This is a genomic window from Alteribacter lacisalsi (assembly GCF_003226345.1).
Lineage (GTDB): Bacteria > Bacillota > Bacilli > Bacillales > Salisediminibacteriaceae > Alteribacter > Alteribacter lacisalsi.
The window spans coordinates 1521401-1535805 of sequence record NZ_PDOF01000001.1 but is presented as its reverse complement, the minus strand read 5'-3'; the positions used below and the strand labels follow the sequence as shown (position 1 = coordinate 1535805).

The window sequence follows — 14405 nt, the reverse complement described above, 5'->3', positions numbered from 1 at the left end:
CCTGTGGATGTACCGCCACGTGATAACGAAAAAGCAGATCAAACAATAAAAAGGTGTTTGAAAGAAAGCGAGGGGTATAACATGCCCAAACCGGTAGTAGCTATTGTTGGCCGTCCGAACGTAGGAAAGTCAACAATCTTTAACCGAATTGTAGGAGAACGGATTGCCATTGTCGAAGATAAACCGGGGGTTACCCGTGACAGGATTTATGGTCCGGGCGAATGGCTGAATCATGAGTTTCATGTCATTGATACAGGCGGTATTGATGTAGGAGATGAACCGCTGCTTGCCCAGATGCGGTACCAGGCCGAACTGGCAATTGATGAAGCAGATGTCATTGTGTTTGTTGTAAATGGACGCGACGGGATTACAGGTGCCGATGAAGAGGTGGCACAGATGCTGTTCCGCTCGAAAAAACCCGTCGTACTTGGTGTTAATAAAATGGATGATCCGTCTCTCCATGAAAAAATGTACGAGTTTTACAGCCTCGGAATCGGCGATCCGGTTGCGATTTCAGGTTCTCACGGGCTTGGGCTCGGTGATTTACTTGACAGCGTAGCTGAGCATTTTCCAAAAGAGGGGGACGATGATTACGATGAGGATACAATCAGAATCAGTCTGATTGGCCGTCCAAATGTCGGAAAAAGCTCCCTTGTAAATGCGATCCTTGGAGAAGACCGTGTTATCGTCAGTGATATTCCAGGGACTACTCGTGATGCTATTGATACACCTTTTGAAAAAGACGGGCAGGATTATGTGATCATTGACACTGCTGGAATGAGGAAAAAAGGAAAAGTGTACGAGAGCACGGAAAAGTACAGCGTGATCCGTGCCATGAGAGCAATAGAACGCTCTGATGTTGTTCTGATGGTCATTAACGGGGAAGAAGGAATGATTGAACAGGACAAGCGGATTGCGGGCTACGCTCATGAAGAGGGCCGTGCCGTCATTATTGTCGTGAACAAATGGGATGCTGTAGAAAAAGACGACAGTACGCTGCGTGAATTCGAACAGAAAATCAGAGATGAATTTCTGTTTATGGACTACGCCCCGCTTGTATTCGTATCAGCTAAGACGAAACAGCGGCTTCACAAGATTCTTCCTATGGTGAACGAAGTGAGCGAATTTCATAATCAGCGTGTACCTACGAACGTCCTGAATGATCTGATCGTGGATGCCGTCACTATGAATCCCACACCAACCGATCACGGCGGGCGCCGTCTTAAAATCAATTATGCCACGCAGGTCGCCGTTGCTCCGCCGACATTTGTCCTGTTTGTTAACGATCCGGAACTTCTTCACTTTTCATACCGGCGTTACCTGGAGAACAAAATTCGCGATACGTTTACGTTTACAGGAACCCCGATCCGGATTCTTGCCAGAAAGAAAAACGACTGAACTGACTGAAAGGGCGGGCCTGACCGGGAGAATTCCCGACAGGTCTGCGCCCTGTAACAGGCCGGCATCATGAAGGACTCGTTTTTCAGAGTGCCGGGAAAAAGAGGAGAAAGCGGGGGTTGTGATGTTACTTATACTTGCTGTTATTATTTCTTATCTTATAGGCTCTGTAAGTTTCAGTATGATCATCGGTAAAAAACTCAGGCAAGTCGACATCCGTCAGCACGGGAGCGGAAATGCAGGTGCCACCAACACGTTGAGAGTGCTGGGGAAAGGGCCGGCTGCGGCTGTACTTCTACTGGACTGTTTTAAAGGCGTGGCGGCTGTTTGGATTGGTCTCCAGTTGACCGGCGGCGACCCGGCTGGAGCAGGAGCTGCCGGGCTTGCAGCGATTGCCGGGCATAACTGGCCGGTTTATTATGGATTCAGAGGCGGGAAAGGTGTGGCCACAACTATTGGTGTACTGGCTTCCATGGTGTTTGTGCAGGCACTGATTGCCGGTGCGGCTGCTATTATTGCAATTATCCTCACCAGATACGTGTCTCTTGGATCCCTTCTTTTTGTATCGGGGACAACCGTTATTACCCTGTTCATGAAAGATGATAATACATATTTAATTTTTCTGCTTGTGATTACAGCTCTCTCATTCTGGCGCCACCGCACGAATATTGCCAGATTAACCAGCGGCAAAGAAAGTAAACTCGGAGAAAAAACCGGCACCGCCGGAAAGGGGAATTAACTTATGGCATCTATTACGGTACTTGGATCAGGCAGCTGGGGAACAGCCCTTTCCATCGTGCTTGCTGATAACGGCCACGATGTTCTTTTGTGGGGCAGATCAAAGAAGGCTGCCGATGAAATTAACAGCAGTCATACAAACGAAAAGTATCTGCCCGGGATTACCCTTCCCGAATCCATTACAGCCACCATAGATCTTGAAAAAGCAGTGGGACATGGTGATACCCTCCTTTTTGTTGTGCCAACCAAAGCGATGCGGGCCGTGCTTAAAGAAGTGAACGGACTTCTGGACCGTCCTGTCATGATGATCCATGCGAGCAAAGGGATTGAACCTGATACATATCTGCGTGTATCCCAGATTATCGAAGAGGAAGTTCCGGCAGAAAAGCGCCGGGCAGTCGTTGTGCTTTCGGGGCCTTCTCACGCGGAGGAAGTAAGTCTGCGTCAGCCTACCACAGTAACCAGTTCCTCGCTCAATACTGAGGCTGCAGAAGAGGTTCAGGATCTGTTCATGAACCAGCATTTCAGAGTATACACGAACCCGGACCTCACTGGTGTTGAGATCGGAGGTTCCCTGAAAAATATTATTGCAATTGGAGCAGGGATGACGAGTGGACTGGGTTACGGTGATAACGCAAAAGCTGCTCTAATGACACGAGGGCTTGCTGAAATTGCCCGTCTCGGAATGAAACTCGGAGCGAACCCGCTTACTTTTGCAGGATTATCCGGGCTTGGGGATCTAATTGTAACCTGTACAAGTGTCCACAGCCGTAACTGGCGGGCAGGAAATATGATTGGTAAAGGTCAATCCATTGACGAGGTTTTAAACGAAATGGGTATGGTCGTAGAGGGAATCCGTACAACCAAGGCTGCGTATCAATTAGCTGGCCGTGAAGAAGTGGATATGCCGATTACAAAAGGTCTTTACGATGTTCTTTTCAATGATAAACCACCTCATGAAGCAGTAGAGGAGTTAATGGGCCGTGTGAGGAAACGGGAAGTGGAAGATTTAAAACTCGGTGAATCGGATCCTCTGAACGACTTTGAACCATAAAACCATAAGCATCACCATAATCCCTCCTTTGCATATGATAAGTTGACATCATATACGAGGAGGGATTTCTGTATGGACGAAAAGAACAAAAATCCTCTGTTCGATCAGATTCAGCAGAAAACAAATGTTAAGCAGGCGGACCTGTTTAAGCTTGCCCAGTCTGCCGGCAAGACTGATCTGAAAAATGAACAGAACGTCCGGCAGCTTATAAGGCAGGTTGCCCTGGTGGCTAACGTGCAGGTTTCAAAAAAGAAAGAGGATGAACTCGTCAAAGCCATTCTTTCTAATAACGTACCGATGGATTTTGGTACACTTTCAAAAATGTTTAATAAAAACGGCGGTAATTAGGCGATCGTTTGCGACGAACCTGATCCGTTCGCATATACTGGAACGGAAAAGGCGCCAAATCAGGGTTGTTTGTACTGGCGGTGTTTAGTCAATTTTCAGACCGGAGAAAGGAGCCCCCTTTTCCCCGGTCTTTTTTTATGCAGTGCTGTCGTGCCTGCAGTTCTGTTCAGCTTTTAACACTTTTATGCTATAATAAACTCAGATAATAGTTTGTTATAGTGGGGGATCAGTATGGATGACGGCTTAACAAAAATGTGGATCAGCTTCATTGCTATGGGGCTGATGTTTCTGTCTGTCGTAATGACAATTATTTCGAGGGAAAAGCTGCGCGGATGGGTGCAGCGTTCCGTGTTATTTGTAAGTTTTATTTTTATTCTCGTGTCATTTTTTATCATTTTTGTAGTGGTGTTTACCGGCCCGGTGCCGGAATAATGTAACAGGTAAGGCAGGGGTTTACATGAAACAGATATGGACAGGCATTACTACTGCACTCGCAGTTGTTCTGTTAACGGGCTGCCTGTTTCCCAGCGATCAGCGCGGCGAAAATCAGGTTCCCTATGAAGATCAGCTTCAGTCAGTCCAGTCAGCTGTGACACAGTACCGTGAGGATACCAGTGTCCTGCCGATCCAGACTAGAGATGCAGAAACGAGCGTATTTCAGCGTTATCCTGTTAACTTCAGGACACTTGTACCGTCCTATCTTCAGCAGGCACCGGGGAATTCTTTTGAAAACGGCGGTACCTTTCAGTATGTACTGACGAACGTTGAAGAGGAAGCTGAAGTCAAGCTTGTGGACCTCAGGAGTTCCAATAAACTTCAGGACTTAAACAGAAGAATTAATCAGTACCGTTCACAGAATCAGTATGCACCTGTAGAAGAAGCGGTTGGCCCAGGTATCCTTAAACTTGATTACGAGTCTCTCCATTACAGGGAGGAGCAGACCGTTCCAAGTCCATATCACCCGGATCACCGGCTTCCAATTCATATGGCAACCAATGGTGATCTTGTGATTGACTACTCTCTTGATATTCGTCACTATATTGAGGAATACGGTTTGGGGGATTTCTCGGAAGGGGACGACCTCAGATGGCTCCTTGTAGAGCACGCTCCGTTTGTCCCGGCACATTCAAAACCGATGACGATTGAAGACGGAGAAATTATTTTTAAGAGCGAATAGACGTTCAGATATATAGAAAAAGAGCTTAATTGAATACAGTTCTATTGTGCTTCCCTTCTCATATAGTTACAAGAGAAAGGGAAGCTTTTTTGTGTGTTTATACAAGTAAACGGGAACATCCGGCACCGACTGTATTTCCTGCCGTGTCTGTATATACGCCTCCCTTCTTGCTTTCGATTCTGAAAAAATACCGTTCAGGCGGGTGATGCAATTGAGTGAGTAACAGAACTGCTTGTCATAAACAAAATACTTCTTCATAAGTATGTAATGTCATCACCTGAATCGTATGCAGAATCCATCGTTCTATACAAAATCGATCGGGAGGGGATCGTGTGGAAAAGTTCGACATTTTCAGAGACATTGCGGAACGTACCGGGGGCGACATTTATCTCGGAGTCGTAGGGTCGGTACGTACCGGAAAGTCAACGTTCATTAAAAAGTTTATGGAGCTTGCCGTCATTCCAAACATTGAAACAGAGGCCGACCGGGCAAGAGCCCAGGATGAGCTGCCTCAAAGTGCAGCAGGAAAACAGATTATGACAACCGAGCCGAAGTTTGTTCCAAACCAGGCTGTTTCGCTTCATGTAGATGACGGTCTTGATGTTAACGTCCGTGTAGTTGACTGTGTCGGCTATGCTGTACCAGGTGCGAAAGGCTACGAGGATGAAAACGGACCCCGGATGATCCATACGCCTTGGTATGAGGATCCAATTCCGTTTCATGAAGCAGCAGAAATCGGTACTCGTAAAGTCATTCAGGAACACTCCACACTCGGAGTAGTTGTGACAACTGACGGCTCAATCGGTGAGATTCCCCGTCATGATTACGTAGAGTCAGAGCAGCGCGTAATTGAGGAACTCAAAGAGGTGGGCAAACCGTTTATCGTCATCGTAAACAGCGTGCATCCGCACCATCCTGCTACAGAGAACCTGCGCCAGTCCATCGAGCAGGAACATGACGTACCGGTGCTTTCTATGAGTATTGAAGGAATGACGGAGCAGGATATTAATGCCGTCATGAGAGAAGTTCTGTTTGAGTTCCCGGTTCACGAAGTAAATGTTAACCTGCCAAGCTGGGTAATGGTTCTTAAAGAGGAGCACTGGCTCCGTGAAAACTATGAATCAGCAGTGAGAGATACAGTAAAAGATATTAAGAGGCTGCGTGATGTGGACCGTGTGGTTGGCCATTTTACCGACTATGATTTTGTTGCCCAGGCACAGCTGGCAGGCATTGAAATGGGGCAGGGTGTTGCGGAAATTGACCTGCATGCACCGGATGATCTCTACGATCAGATTCTAAAAGAAGTTGTCGGCGTTGAAATCCGCGGCAAGGATCATCTGCTGGAATTAATGCAGGACTTCGCTTATGCAAAAGCGGAATACGATCAGGTAGCGGATGCGCTCCGCATGGTCAAACAGACCGGCTACGGCATTGCAGCACCGTCCCTTGCCGATATGAGTCTTGATGAGCCTGAAATTATCAGACAGGGCTCGCGGTTTGGTGTCAGGCTCAAAGCAGTTGCACCATCCATCCACATGATTAAGGTTGACGTGGAAAGTGAATTCGCACCGATCATCGGCACAGAAAAACAAAGCGAAGAACTGGTGCGCTATCTGATGCAGGATTTCGAGGAAAACCCGCTGTCCATCTGGAATTCCGATATTTTCGGACGCTCCCTGAATTCAATCGTACGGGAGGGAATATCCGCCAAGCTGTCACTTATGCCTGAAAATGCCCGGTATAAGCTTAAGGAAACACTTGAACGCATCATAAACGAAGGGTCCGGCGGCCTGATCGCCATTATTCTATAACTCTCCTTTACGGAGGGTTTATTTTTTTGTGTGATGCGGAAGTGATAGGATGTTTGAAATAAGACAAATCAGGGCAAGAAAATACAGACGCCCATCCGCGTTTTTCCAGCCTATGTACAAAACCTGAGCAATCACCGTTAAAACTGCGTGATGATAGGGACTTTAGTGAATTGACATGACAGCCGATTGTATGATAAAAATTCAATAAGCCTAAAAATAGCGGTGCAGTGGGCTTTGTACGTAGACATTCATAAAATCGGATTAATTTACCATTTCAGCCAGAAAACTCTTAAAAATGCAGGGGATTCTGCAAAAATTGTTGAATTCTCGTCGGAATTCGTTTAACATTAGCGTTGTTATCCTGTTAAATCAACGTTTTACGTATAAAATCCGGATTTTTGTGAAAGAAAAGAAATAACAAATCTATTGGGAGGAGGTGAATGGTATGAACAAGACAGAACTAATCAATGCTGTTTCCGAAAAAACGGAACTTTCCAAAAAAGATGCGACGAATGCAGTTGACGCTGTATTTGATGTAATCACAGACTCTCTTCAGAACTCTGAAAAGGTACAGCTGATCGGCTTCGGTAACTTCGAAGTACGCGAGCGTGCTGCCCGTAAAGGCCGTAACCCGCAGACAGGTGAAGAGATTGAAATTCCTGCAAGCAACGTACCAGCCTTTAAGCCTGGTAAAGCCCTTAAAGACGCAGTTAAGTAATACATAAGGGGCTTGCATCTAGAAGAACCGCACACGCTGCGGTTCTTCTTTTCTATATACAGCAGGAAGCCAGGGTTACGTTTCTTGTATAATGGTACCCGCTGTGCTAGAATTTTATCGACTTGCTGAATGCGGTTACGAGGAGGCATCACGATGAATGAAGTAAATCATGATAAAATAAAGAAAGCAGTAACGATGATTCTTGAAGCAATCGGGGAGGATCCCTCCAGGGAAGGACTTCAGGATACACCAAAGCGTGTGGCAAAAATGTACGCAGAAGTTTTTGAAGGTCTTAACCAGGATCCAAAGGAACACTTCGCCACTGTATTTGGTGAAGATCACGAAGAACTTGTTCTGGTCAAGGATATTCCGTTTTACTCCATGTGTGAACACCATCTTGTTCCATTCTTCGGTGTTGCCCATATCGGCTATATACCAAGCGGGGGAAAAGTAACAGGTCTGAGTAAACTGGCAAGAGCTGTTGAAGCGGTTTGCCGGCGTCCGCAGCTTCAGGAGCGGATTACGTCTACAGTGGCGGACAGTATCGTAGAAACACTGGATCCGCAGGGCGTTATGGTTATTGTTGAAGCTGAACATATGTGCATGACGATGCGGGGCGTCAAAAAACCAGGCTCAAAAACAATGACATCCGCAGTAAGAGGCGTTTTTGCAGAAGACCAGGCCGCCCGTGCCGAAGTTCTTTCCCTGATCAGAGGGTAATTTGCAGTTTTCCTTCTCCAAGGAACAGGATGTACATAATCTCTTATATCCGAGGCGTAAAATAAAGTTATTAAGAGAAGATATAGTATAGTCAGAAATTCATGAAAGGCGGGTTATGAATGGCACAGCCGACAGAATATATCGTAATAAAAGCGCTTGAAAACGGTGTGAATGTTATTGGGCTGACCAGAGGCTCGGATACAAGATTCCATCATTCCGAGAAACTGGACAGAAACGAAGTCATGATCGCCCAGTTTACTGAACATACATCTGCAGTGAAAGTAAGAGGGAAAGCTGTGATCCAGACCAGTCACGGCGAAATGAATACCGGAGAATAAAAGCGGGTGGTGAGCCTGCTTTTCTTTTTCTCTGGCATTCTCTGCCGTTAAGGCCTGAGCGATGGCCTTACTTATCGGAAAGGCGTTATTGTGATATACTTGCAGTAGGAAACAGGTAGGAAGATATGATTTTGCTGGGGGCTTTACTATGACGATCTCACTGGATCAGATGAAAGATGACATCCAAACGATTGAGCGGCATTTCTATGAGGTGATCCATCACCCTTATTTCAGCCGTTATTTAAGTGTGCCTGTCATTGATCATGACCTGATCAGTATTCTCTACTACGGCATGAAGAAAAGGGGCTGTTCCCCGTTATACATAAAAAACACAATTCTTGCATCTCTTCTGGTAGAGACGGCATTATCCGTTCATGATGCTGTTGAATCTGACGAATGCATGGATGAACGGACCCGGAAGGAACGCCAGCTTACGGTCCTGTCAGGAGATTATTACAGCAGCCTGTATTATTATTTTCTGGCCAAGCTTGGTGATGTCTCGCTTATGCAGGTGTTCAGCCGTTCCATTCAGGCAATCAATGAAATCAAAATGCTGCCTTATGAGACGGATGATTCCTGCAGCAGTTCAAAGAATGTCCGGTACTTATATAAACATACGATTCTCACTGTAAATATTCTCAAGCACCTGAAACTCGATTCATGGATCCATGCTGCTGAGGAGTTCTTTTATCTGAAGAAACTTCTAAAAGAACGAAAGCATCTCCCTGGTAAAAAAGAGACGGAACTTATGATGGACATTCTTTCAGCCCTTGATGGACAAGACGGGGAAGGAACAGATTCAGTCAGTCTCATTATGGAGGCAATTGAAGAGAGCAGAAGAAAGATTGAAGCAGCATTACCGGACTGGCTGCCGGTTCGTCAGTACATCCATTCCCGTATGCAGCAGCTGCTGGAGGATAACCGGATCTATCACGATTTTGTTGCAGAGGAAGGGTAATATGGCGCAATCAAAGGAAGAAAAAGTACACGAAGTTTTTCAGTCTATTTCCGGAAGTTATGACCGTATGAACGCGATTATCAGTTTTCAGCGTCATGTATCATGGCGTAAGGATACGATGAAGCTAATGAAAGTGGAAAAGGGGGCACGCGCCCTTGATGTCTGCTGCGGAACCGCCGACTGGACCCTTGCTCTTGCGGAAGCTGCGGGGCCGGAGGGAGAAATTACCGGACTGGACTTCAGTGAAAATATGCTCGAAGCAGGCCGGAAAAAAGTAAAAGAAAAAAATGTACGTAACATCAGTCTGGTACAGGGAAATGCGATGGAACTGCCATTTAAGGACAATTCATTTGATTATGTGACAATTGGATTCGGGCTTCGAAATGTTCCGGATTTTGACCATGTAATCAGGGAAATGCACAGGGTAGTGAAACCTGGAGGGCTCGTTACCTGTCTTGAGACTTCACAGCCGTCCATGCTTGGATTTAAGCAGCTCTACTGGCTTTATTTCCGCCGGGTTATGCCAATCTTCGGAAAAATGTTCGCGAAAAGTTACCAGGAGTATTCATGGCTTCAGGAATCTGCAGGGACGTTTCCGGATAAGGATTCGCTTGCGGACAAATTCAGAACAGCCGGCTTCAGTGATGTCTCCTACAAATCTTACGCGGGCGGAGCTGCTGCCAGCCACTTTGCAAGAAAACCCCGCTGATGTTGCTCGAAGGGGATTAGCTGTTACATGAGAAAATTAAAGATAATACTGGAAATGATTAAATTCGAACATACCGTTTTCGCCCTGCCTTTTGCATTCCTTGGAGCTGTGGTGGGAAGCCTGCTCATAAATGGTCACTGGCCGACTGTTCATCACTGGGTATGGATTACACTCGCCATGGTTGGTGCGAGAAGTGCGGCAATGAGTCTGAACCGGCTGATCGATGCACGGATTGACAAAGCAAATCCAAGAACTGCAGACCGGGCAATCCCGGCGGGGCTCCTTTCAAGGCTGGAAACAGTGCTGTTTATTGTTTTCTCCTTCGTCCTCCTGTTTGTTTCCGCTTTTCAGCTTAATATGCTGGCTGTTTACCTGTTGCCGCTCGCGGTCTTTTTTCTTGTCATTTATTCGTATACCAAGCGTTTTACCTGGCTTTGTCATGTGGTGCTCGGGATTACGATTGCCATTGCCCCTCTCGGAGGATGGGTTGGTACGACAGGAACCCTCACATGGGAAGCCATGCTCATCTTTCTGGCAGTGGCATTCTGGACAGCCGGTTTTGATGTGATTTATGCGACTCAGGATGCTGATTACGACAGAGGTGCTGGACTATACTCCATTCCAAGCAGATTCGGAATTGCCCGCGCCCTGAAAATTGCCAAGGGCTTTCATGCTGTCAGTTTTGTGTCCATGCTGGCGTTGTTTTTCCTTACGCCGCTCGGATGGGTATTCCTTACAGGTGTCTTCATAGCAGGTGCGATTATGGTTTATGAGCACTCCCTCGTCTCACCGGAGGATCTGTCTAAAGTAAACGTGGCGTTTTTCACGATGAACGGAATTATCAGTATCGTACTTCTTATTTTCACGATTGGAGATCTGCTTCTATGAGTACGGATAAACGGATTTTTACAGTCGGAATAACAGGTGCAAGCGGAGCCGTCTACGGAGTGAGATTTGTGAATGCCTTATTAAGAGGCGGGCACAGAGTGCACCTAATAATCAGCCAGGCCGGCTGGCAGGTATTTTACCATGAACTGAACGAGGATACAAAAGACAGACAAGCCTGCCTGGAGAGACTTTTTGAAACGGAGATGGATCTTCATGTCCATTCGCTGCAGGACTTTTCTGCACCAATTGCCAGCGGCTCCTATCAGAACGATGGCATGATTATCATTCCATGTTCGATGGGGACGCTGGCCAAGATTTCACAAGGAATTTCAGGCAGCCTCCTGGAGCGGACCGCAGATGTGATGCTCAAAGAAAAGCGTCCGTTAATTATCGTTCCGAGGGAAACACCGCTTCATGCGATCCACCTTGGAAATATGAAAACAATTGCTGAAATGGGGGGCACGGTTGTGCCTGCTATGCCAGGGTTTTATCATCAGCCAGAAACGCTGGATGACGCCATCAATTTTGTTGTAGGAAAAGTACTCGATCAGCTCAATGTGAGCCACGATTTATTTACGCGCTGGGGGGAGTAAACATGGGTGTGGTCGTAGGTGAAATCTCATATACAAATATCATGCCGCTATTTTACTATGTTAACAGGGAACGGCTCGTTAAAAGAGGCTGCTCATTTGTGCCTCAGGTGCCATCCGAACTTAACAAGGGTATGGAATCCGGCTCTGTTGACATTGGAGGCATTTCGTCGTTTGCCTACGCCGAGAATGCCGGCTCCTTTCAACTCCTCCCGTTTCTTTCGGTTTCTTCTCACCGGGAGGTCGGCTCCATATTTCTGTTTTCAAAAGTGCCGCTCACAAAACTCGAGGGCCGGAAAGTCGCTCTTACTTCAAGTTCAGCCACATCGGTGAACCTGCTTAAGATCATCCTCGGTAAATTTCACGGACTGGGAGTGGATTATGTCACTCAAAAGCCGGATTTTCATCAGATGATGCAGGACCATGACGCCTGTCTTCTGATTGGTGATGATGCGATCCAGACATATTGGAATCAGCCGCCGGAGATTTACCGGTATGATCTTGGACGGCTCTGGAATGACTTTACAGGTCTTCCGATGACTTATGCAGTGGTGGCAGCCAGGAAGGATACAATTGCCACACACAGTGACCTCCTGACTGATCTGTTTGGTGAAATGGTTAAAAGCAAAAAGCAGACATACAAAACCGGTTTCAGGGATCTGATTCGTGCAATTGAGTATGAAATGGGCGGCAGCCGCTCTTTCTGGACTTCCTATTTTAAGGGGCTGAACCACGATCTAACACCTGCCCATGAGGAAGGGCTTCTTCAGTTTTTTGAGTATGCAAATAATCTCGGTCTGCTCAGAAAAGAAGTGAAGAGCCTGCCGCTGTGGCAGGAAGCAGCTGACCGGCAATCTGTTTAGGTGGGTGAAGACAATGAAACTGACGGATATTTACTGTTATCTGAAAAAAGATATCGCGGTGATCGAACAGGAACTTGAACAGAATATCGGTACGGACCATCCTGTATTAAAAGAAGCCTCATCACATCTATTAAAAGCAGGCGGAAAAAGGATCAGGCCCGTTTTCGTCCTGCTTGCCGGGCAGTTCGGCCGCTATGACATGAATGAAATCAGACATGTTGCTGTGCCGCTCGAACTGATTCATATGGCGTCTCTCGTTCATGATGACGTCATTGATGATGCTGACCTGAGGCGGGGGAAAAAAACGATTAAAACCAAGTGGAATAATCGTGTTGCAATGTATACCGGTGATTATATGTTTGCACGGGCAGTGGAACTGGCAAGCCACTGCAGTGAGACCGCTGTTCACGAGGTTCTGTCGGATGCAATGGTTGAAATGTGCATCGGGGAAGTCGAACAGCTCCGGGATCAGTATGTCTGGAGCCAGCATCTGAAAAATTATCTCCGCAGAATTAAACGTAAAACTGCCCTGCTGATTGCTGTCAGCTGTAAACTGGGCGCTCTTGCAGGAAAGACAGACCCGGTTACCAACCGCCAGCTAAGCCTTTTTGGCTATCGTGTCGGCATGGCATTTCAGATCACCGATGATATCCTTGACTTTGTCGGGACTGAAAAAGAACTAGGCAAGCCTGCCGGCGGCGATTTGAAACAGGGAAACGTAACTCTTCCTGCTCTTTACGCCATGGAAAAGGATCCCTCCCTTAAAGAACGGATCGCCCGTGCAGCTGCTGCCGGAGAAGAAGGCATGATGCATGAGGTGATTACGGAAATCAGGGAGTCCGGCGGGATTGCCTTTTCCAAAAAGATCGCGGACCGTTATCTTGCAAAAGCAAAGGAAGCGCTTGAACCACTGGAGGATATCAGGGCCAAACATGCACTTAACCAGATTGCCGACTATATCGGCAGCAGAAAATTCTGATTTTACTTCCGGCATGCCTTTACAAAAGGTATGCCGTTTTTTTATCCTCCTGTAAGGAAACTTAGGTTTTACTTATATAAAGGCTCTGTTAAAGTCTGTTGTTGATTTCCGCACACTGCGCTCCTTTTCCGCGGGCACCTCTTCAGCCTTCTCGGGAAGAGCATCCTGCGGGGTCTTCAGCAGGCGCTGTTCCCGCTGGAGTGTCACGCGTTCGCTTCAATCAATGATAGAAAAATATCAACATTAAGCTTGAACAGAGCCTATAATTAAAAAAGTATCCCTTTGAGTCAGCAGATCCATTAATCGTCTGTCCATTTATATAACAAACGAAACTGCAAGTCAGAAGCGAGACTCCTGCAGCAGTGAAGAGCGTTTACATCTCGATTAAGCTCCGATTTGCTTCGACACAGTCAGCCTCGTAGCTTTGCTTGAAGAGGAAGAAGCAGGTTGGCCAGGCGAGACCCCGCAATGCGAAGCATGAGGAGGCTTGCCGCACCGCCGCGGAAAGCGAGCGGATGGCTTGCAGCGGAGCTCTTTTACTGACAGAAGGGTATAATCATCCACAATAAAGAAAACGTTTTCAAAATGAGTTGTGATGTTTGTGAAAATTTGCTATACTCAAAAAGGTTTCAACAACATACATACAAGCTGGAGGTCGAGATAATGGAACGGACATTTCTTATGGTAAAACCCGACGGTGTACAGAGAAGCCTTGTCGGTGAAGTTGTATCCCGTTTTGAAAAGAAAGGCTTTACACTCGCAGGAGCAAAAGTGTTAGCGATTTCAAAAGATCTTGCCGAGACTCATTACGGTGAGCACAAGGAGCGCCCGTTCTTTGGAGAGCTAGTGGATTTCATTACTTCCGGTCCTGTTTTCGCGATGGTCTGGGAAGGTGAAAATGTGATTGATGAAGCTCGCAAAATGATGGGGAAAACAAACCCTCAGGAAGCGCAGCCTGGAACGATCCGCGGTGACTTCGGTGTCCAGGTTTCCATGAACATTATTCACGGATCCGATTCACAGGACAGCGCAAAGCGCGAAATCGAACTTTTCTTCGGCGCTGATGAACTGGTCACATACGAAAAAACAGTTAATAAATGGGTTTAATTCATTTCC

17 protein-coding genes are annotated in these 14405 nt (G+C 46.7%); all 17 read left to right on the top strand.

All coding sequences use genetic code 11. The annotated features are described in order from the left end of the window. Positions 1-81 precede the first annotated feature (81 nt). The gene (der, locus tag CR205_RS07555) at positions 82-1398 is read left to right on the top strand and encodes a ribosome biogenesis GTPase Der (RefSeq protein WP_110519731.1); all 1317 of its coding nucleotides are present in this window, start codon (positions 82-84) and stop codon (positions 1396-1398) included. A 124-nt stretch (positions 1399-1522) separates the two neighbouring features. Then, positions 1523-2137: a glycerol-3-phosphate 1-O-acyltransferase PlsY gene (gene plsY, locus CR205_RS07550; RefSeq protein WP_110519730.1), complete on the top strand. Its 615-nt coding sequence runs from the start codon at positions 1523-1525 to the stop codon at positions 2135-2137. A gap of 3 nt (positions 2138-2140) precedes the next feature. After that, positions 2141-3190 (top strand): NAD(P)H-dependent glycerol-3-phosphate dehydrogenase, encoded by a 1050-nt coding sequence (locus CR205_RS07545; RefSeq protein ID WP_110518311.1) that lies wholly within the window; start codon positions 2141-2143, stop codon positions 3188-3190. A 72-nt stretch (positions 3191-3262) separates the two neighbouring features. Next, on the top strand, positions 3263-3538 hold the full coding sequence (locus CR205_RS07540; protein ID WP_110518310.1) for a stage VI sporulation protein F: 276 nt from the start codon (positions 3263-3265) through the stop codon (positions 3536-3538). Positions 3539-3769: 231 nt separating this feature from the next. Then, on the top strand, positions 3770-3970 hold the full coding sequence (locus tag CR205_RS07535) for a DUF2768 domain-containing protein (protein WP_110518309.1): 201 nt from the start codon (positions 3770-3772) through the stop codon (positions 3968-3970). 25 nt (positions 3971-3995) lie between these two features. Beyond that, positions 3996-4715 (top strand): hypothetical protein, encoded by a 720-nt coding sequence (locus tag CR205_RS07530; protein WP_110518308.1) that lies wholly within the window; start codon positions 3996-3998, stop codon positions 4713-4715. Between the two features lie 332 nt (positions 4716-5047). Next, a complete protein-coding gene (gene spoIVA, locus CR205_RS07525; RefSeq protein WP_110518307.1) occupies positions 5048-6526 on the top strand; it encodes a stage IV sporulation protein A in 1479 nt (492 codons plus the stop codon). Positions 6527-6971: 445 nt separating this feature from the next. After that, positions 6972-7244 (top strand): HU family DNA-binding protein, encoded by a 273-nt coding sequence (locus CR205_RS07520; protein ID WP_110518306.1) that lies wholly within the window; start codon positions 6972-6974, stop codon positions 7242-7244. 153 nt (positions 7245-7397) lie between these two features. Then, positions 7398-7964 carry a GTP cyclohydrolase I FolE gene (gene folE, locus CR205_RS07515; RefSeq protein ID WP_110518305.1) on the top strand — a complete coding sequence of 189 codons (567 nt, stop codon included), beginning with the start codon at positions 7398-7400 and terminating at the stop codon, positions 7962-7964. Positions 7965-8083: 119 nt separating this feature from the next. Further along, the gene (mtrB, locus tag CR205_RS07510; protein ID WP_110518304.1) at positions 8084-8302 is read left to right on the top strand and encodes a trp RNA-binding attenuation protein MtrB; all 219 of its coding nucleotides are present in this window, start codon (positions 8084-8086) and stop codon (positions 8300-8302) included. A 148-nt stretch (positions 8303-8450) separates the two neighbouring features. Then, positions 8451-9260 (top strand): heptaprenyl diphosphate synthase component 1, encoded by an 810-nt coding sequence (locus tag CR205_RS07505; RefSeq protein WP_110518303.1) that lies wholly within the window; start codon positions 8451-8453, stop codon positions 9258-9260. A 1-nt stretch (position 9261) separates the two neighbouring features. After that, entirely contained in the window at positions 9262-9969 is a 708-nt protein-coding gene (locus CR205_RS07500) for a demethylmenaquinone methyltransferase (RefSeq protein WP_110518302.1), read from the top strand. A gap of 27 nt (positions 9970-9996) precedes the next feature. Then, positions 9997-10857 carry a UbiA-like polyprenyltransferase gene (locus CR205_RS07495; protein ID WP_110518301.1) on the top strand — a complete coding sequence of 287 codons (861 nt, stop codon included), beginning with the start codon at positions 9997-9999 and terminating at the stop codon, positions 10855-10857. Then, the gene (locus CR205_RS07490; RefSeq protein ID WP_110518300.1) at positions 10854-11450 is read left to right on the top strand and encodes a UbiX family flavin prenyltransferase; all 597 of its coding nucleotides are present in this window, start codon (positions 10854-10856) and stop codon (positions 11448-11450) included. The genes CR205_RS07495 and CR205_RS07490 overlap by 4 nt, the downstream gene beginning before the upstream one ends. Positions 11451-11452: 2 nt before the next feature. Further along, positions 11453-12310 (top strand): menaquinone biosynthesis protein, encoded by an 858-nt coding sequence (locus CR205_RS07485; RefSeq protein WP_110518299.1) that lies wholly within the window; start codon positions 11453-11455, stop codon positions 12308-12310. A 13-nt stretch (positions 12311-12323) separates the two neighbouring features. Then, positions 12324-13289 carry a heptaprenyl diphosphate synthase component II gene (gene hepT, locus CR205_RS07480; RefSeq protein ID WP_110518298.1) on the top strand — a complete coding sequence of 322 codons (966 nt, stop codon included), beginning with the start codon at positions 12324-12326 and terminating at the stop codon, positions 13287-13289. Positions 13290-13952: 663 nt separating this feature from the next. Further along, on the top strand, positions 13953-14396 hold the full coding sequence (gene ndk / locus CR205_RS07475; RefSeq protein ID WP_110518297.1) for a nucleoside-diphosphate kinase: 444 nt from the start codon (positions 13953-13955) through the stop codon (positions 14394-14396). The last annotated feature ends 9 nt before the right edge of the window (positions 14397-14405 follow it).

What these genes read in the sequence shown, in the direction of transcription:
- der (WP_110519731.1), top strand. Translation starts at nt 82, where the DNA reads ATGCCCAAACCGGTAGTAGCTATTGTTGGCCGTCCGAACGTAGGAAAG.
- plsY (WP_110519730.1), top strand. Translation starts at nt 1,523, where the DNA reads ATGTTACTTATACTTGCTGTTATTATTTCTTATCTTATAGGCTCTGTA.
- CR205_RS07545 (WP_110518311.1), top strand. Translation starts at nt 2,141, where the DNA reads ATGGCATCTATTACGGTACTTGGATCAGGCAGCTGGGGAACAGCCCTT.
- CR205_RS07540 (WP_110518310.1), top strand. Translation starts at nt 3,263, where the DNA reads ATGGACGAAAAGAACAAAAATCCTCTGTTCGATCAGATTCAGCAGAAA.
- CR205_RS07535 (WP_110518309.1), top strand. Translation starts at nt 3,770, where the DNA reads ATGGATGACGGCTTAACAAAAATGTGGATCAGCTTCATTGCTATGGGG.
- CR205_RS07530 (WP_110518308.1), top strand. Translation starts at nt 3,996, where the DNA reads ATGAAACAGATATGGACAGGCATTACTACTGCACTCGCAGTTGTTCTG.
- CR205_RS07520 (WP_110518306.1), top strand. Translation starts at nt 6,972, where the DNA reads ATGAACAAGACAGAACTAATCAATGCTGTTTCCGAAAAAACGGAACTT.
- folE (WP_110518305.1), top strand. Translation starts at nt 7,398, where the DNA reads ATGAATGAAGTAAATCATGATAAAATAAAGAAAGCAGTAACGATGATT.
- mtrB (WP_110518304.1), top strand. Translation starts at nt 8,084, where the DNA reads ATGGCACAGCCGACAGAATATATCGTAATAAAAGCGCTTGAAAACGGT.
- CR205_RS07505 (WP_110518303.1), top strand. Translation starts at nt 8,451, where the DNA reads ATGACGATCTCACTGGATCAGATGAAAGATGACATCCAAACGATTGAG.
- CR205_RS07500 (WP_110518302.1), top strand. Translation starts at nt 9,262, where the DNA reads ATGGCGCAATCAAAGGAAGAAAAAGTACACGAAGTTTTTCAGTCTATT.
- CR205_RS07495 (WP_110518301.1), top strand. Translation starts at nt 9,997, where the DNA reads ATGAGAAAATTAAAGATAATACTGGAAATGATTAAATTCGAACATACC.
- CR205_RS07490 (WP_110518300.1), top strand. Translation starts at nt 10,854, where the DNA reads ATGAGTACGGATAAACGGATTTTTACAGTCGGAATAACAGGTGCAAGC.
- CR205_RS07485 (WP_110518299.1), top strand. Translation starts at nt 11,453, where the DNA reads ATGGGTGTGGTCGTAGGTGAAATCTCATATACAAATATCATGCCGCTA.
- hepT (WP_110518298.1), top strand. Translation starts at nt 12,324, where the DNA reads ATGAAACTGACGGATATTTACTGTTATCTGAAAAAAGATATCGCGGTG.
- ndk (WP_110518297.1), top strand. Translation starts at nt 13,953, where the DNA reads ATGGAACGGACATTTCTTATGGTAAAACCCGACGGTGTACAGAGAAGC.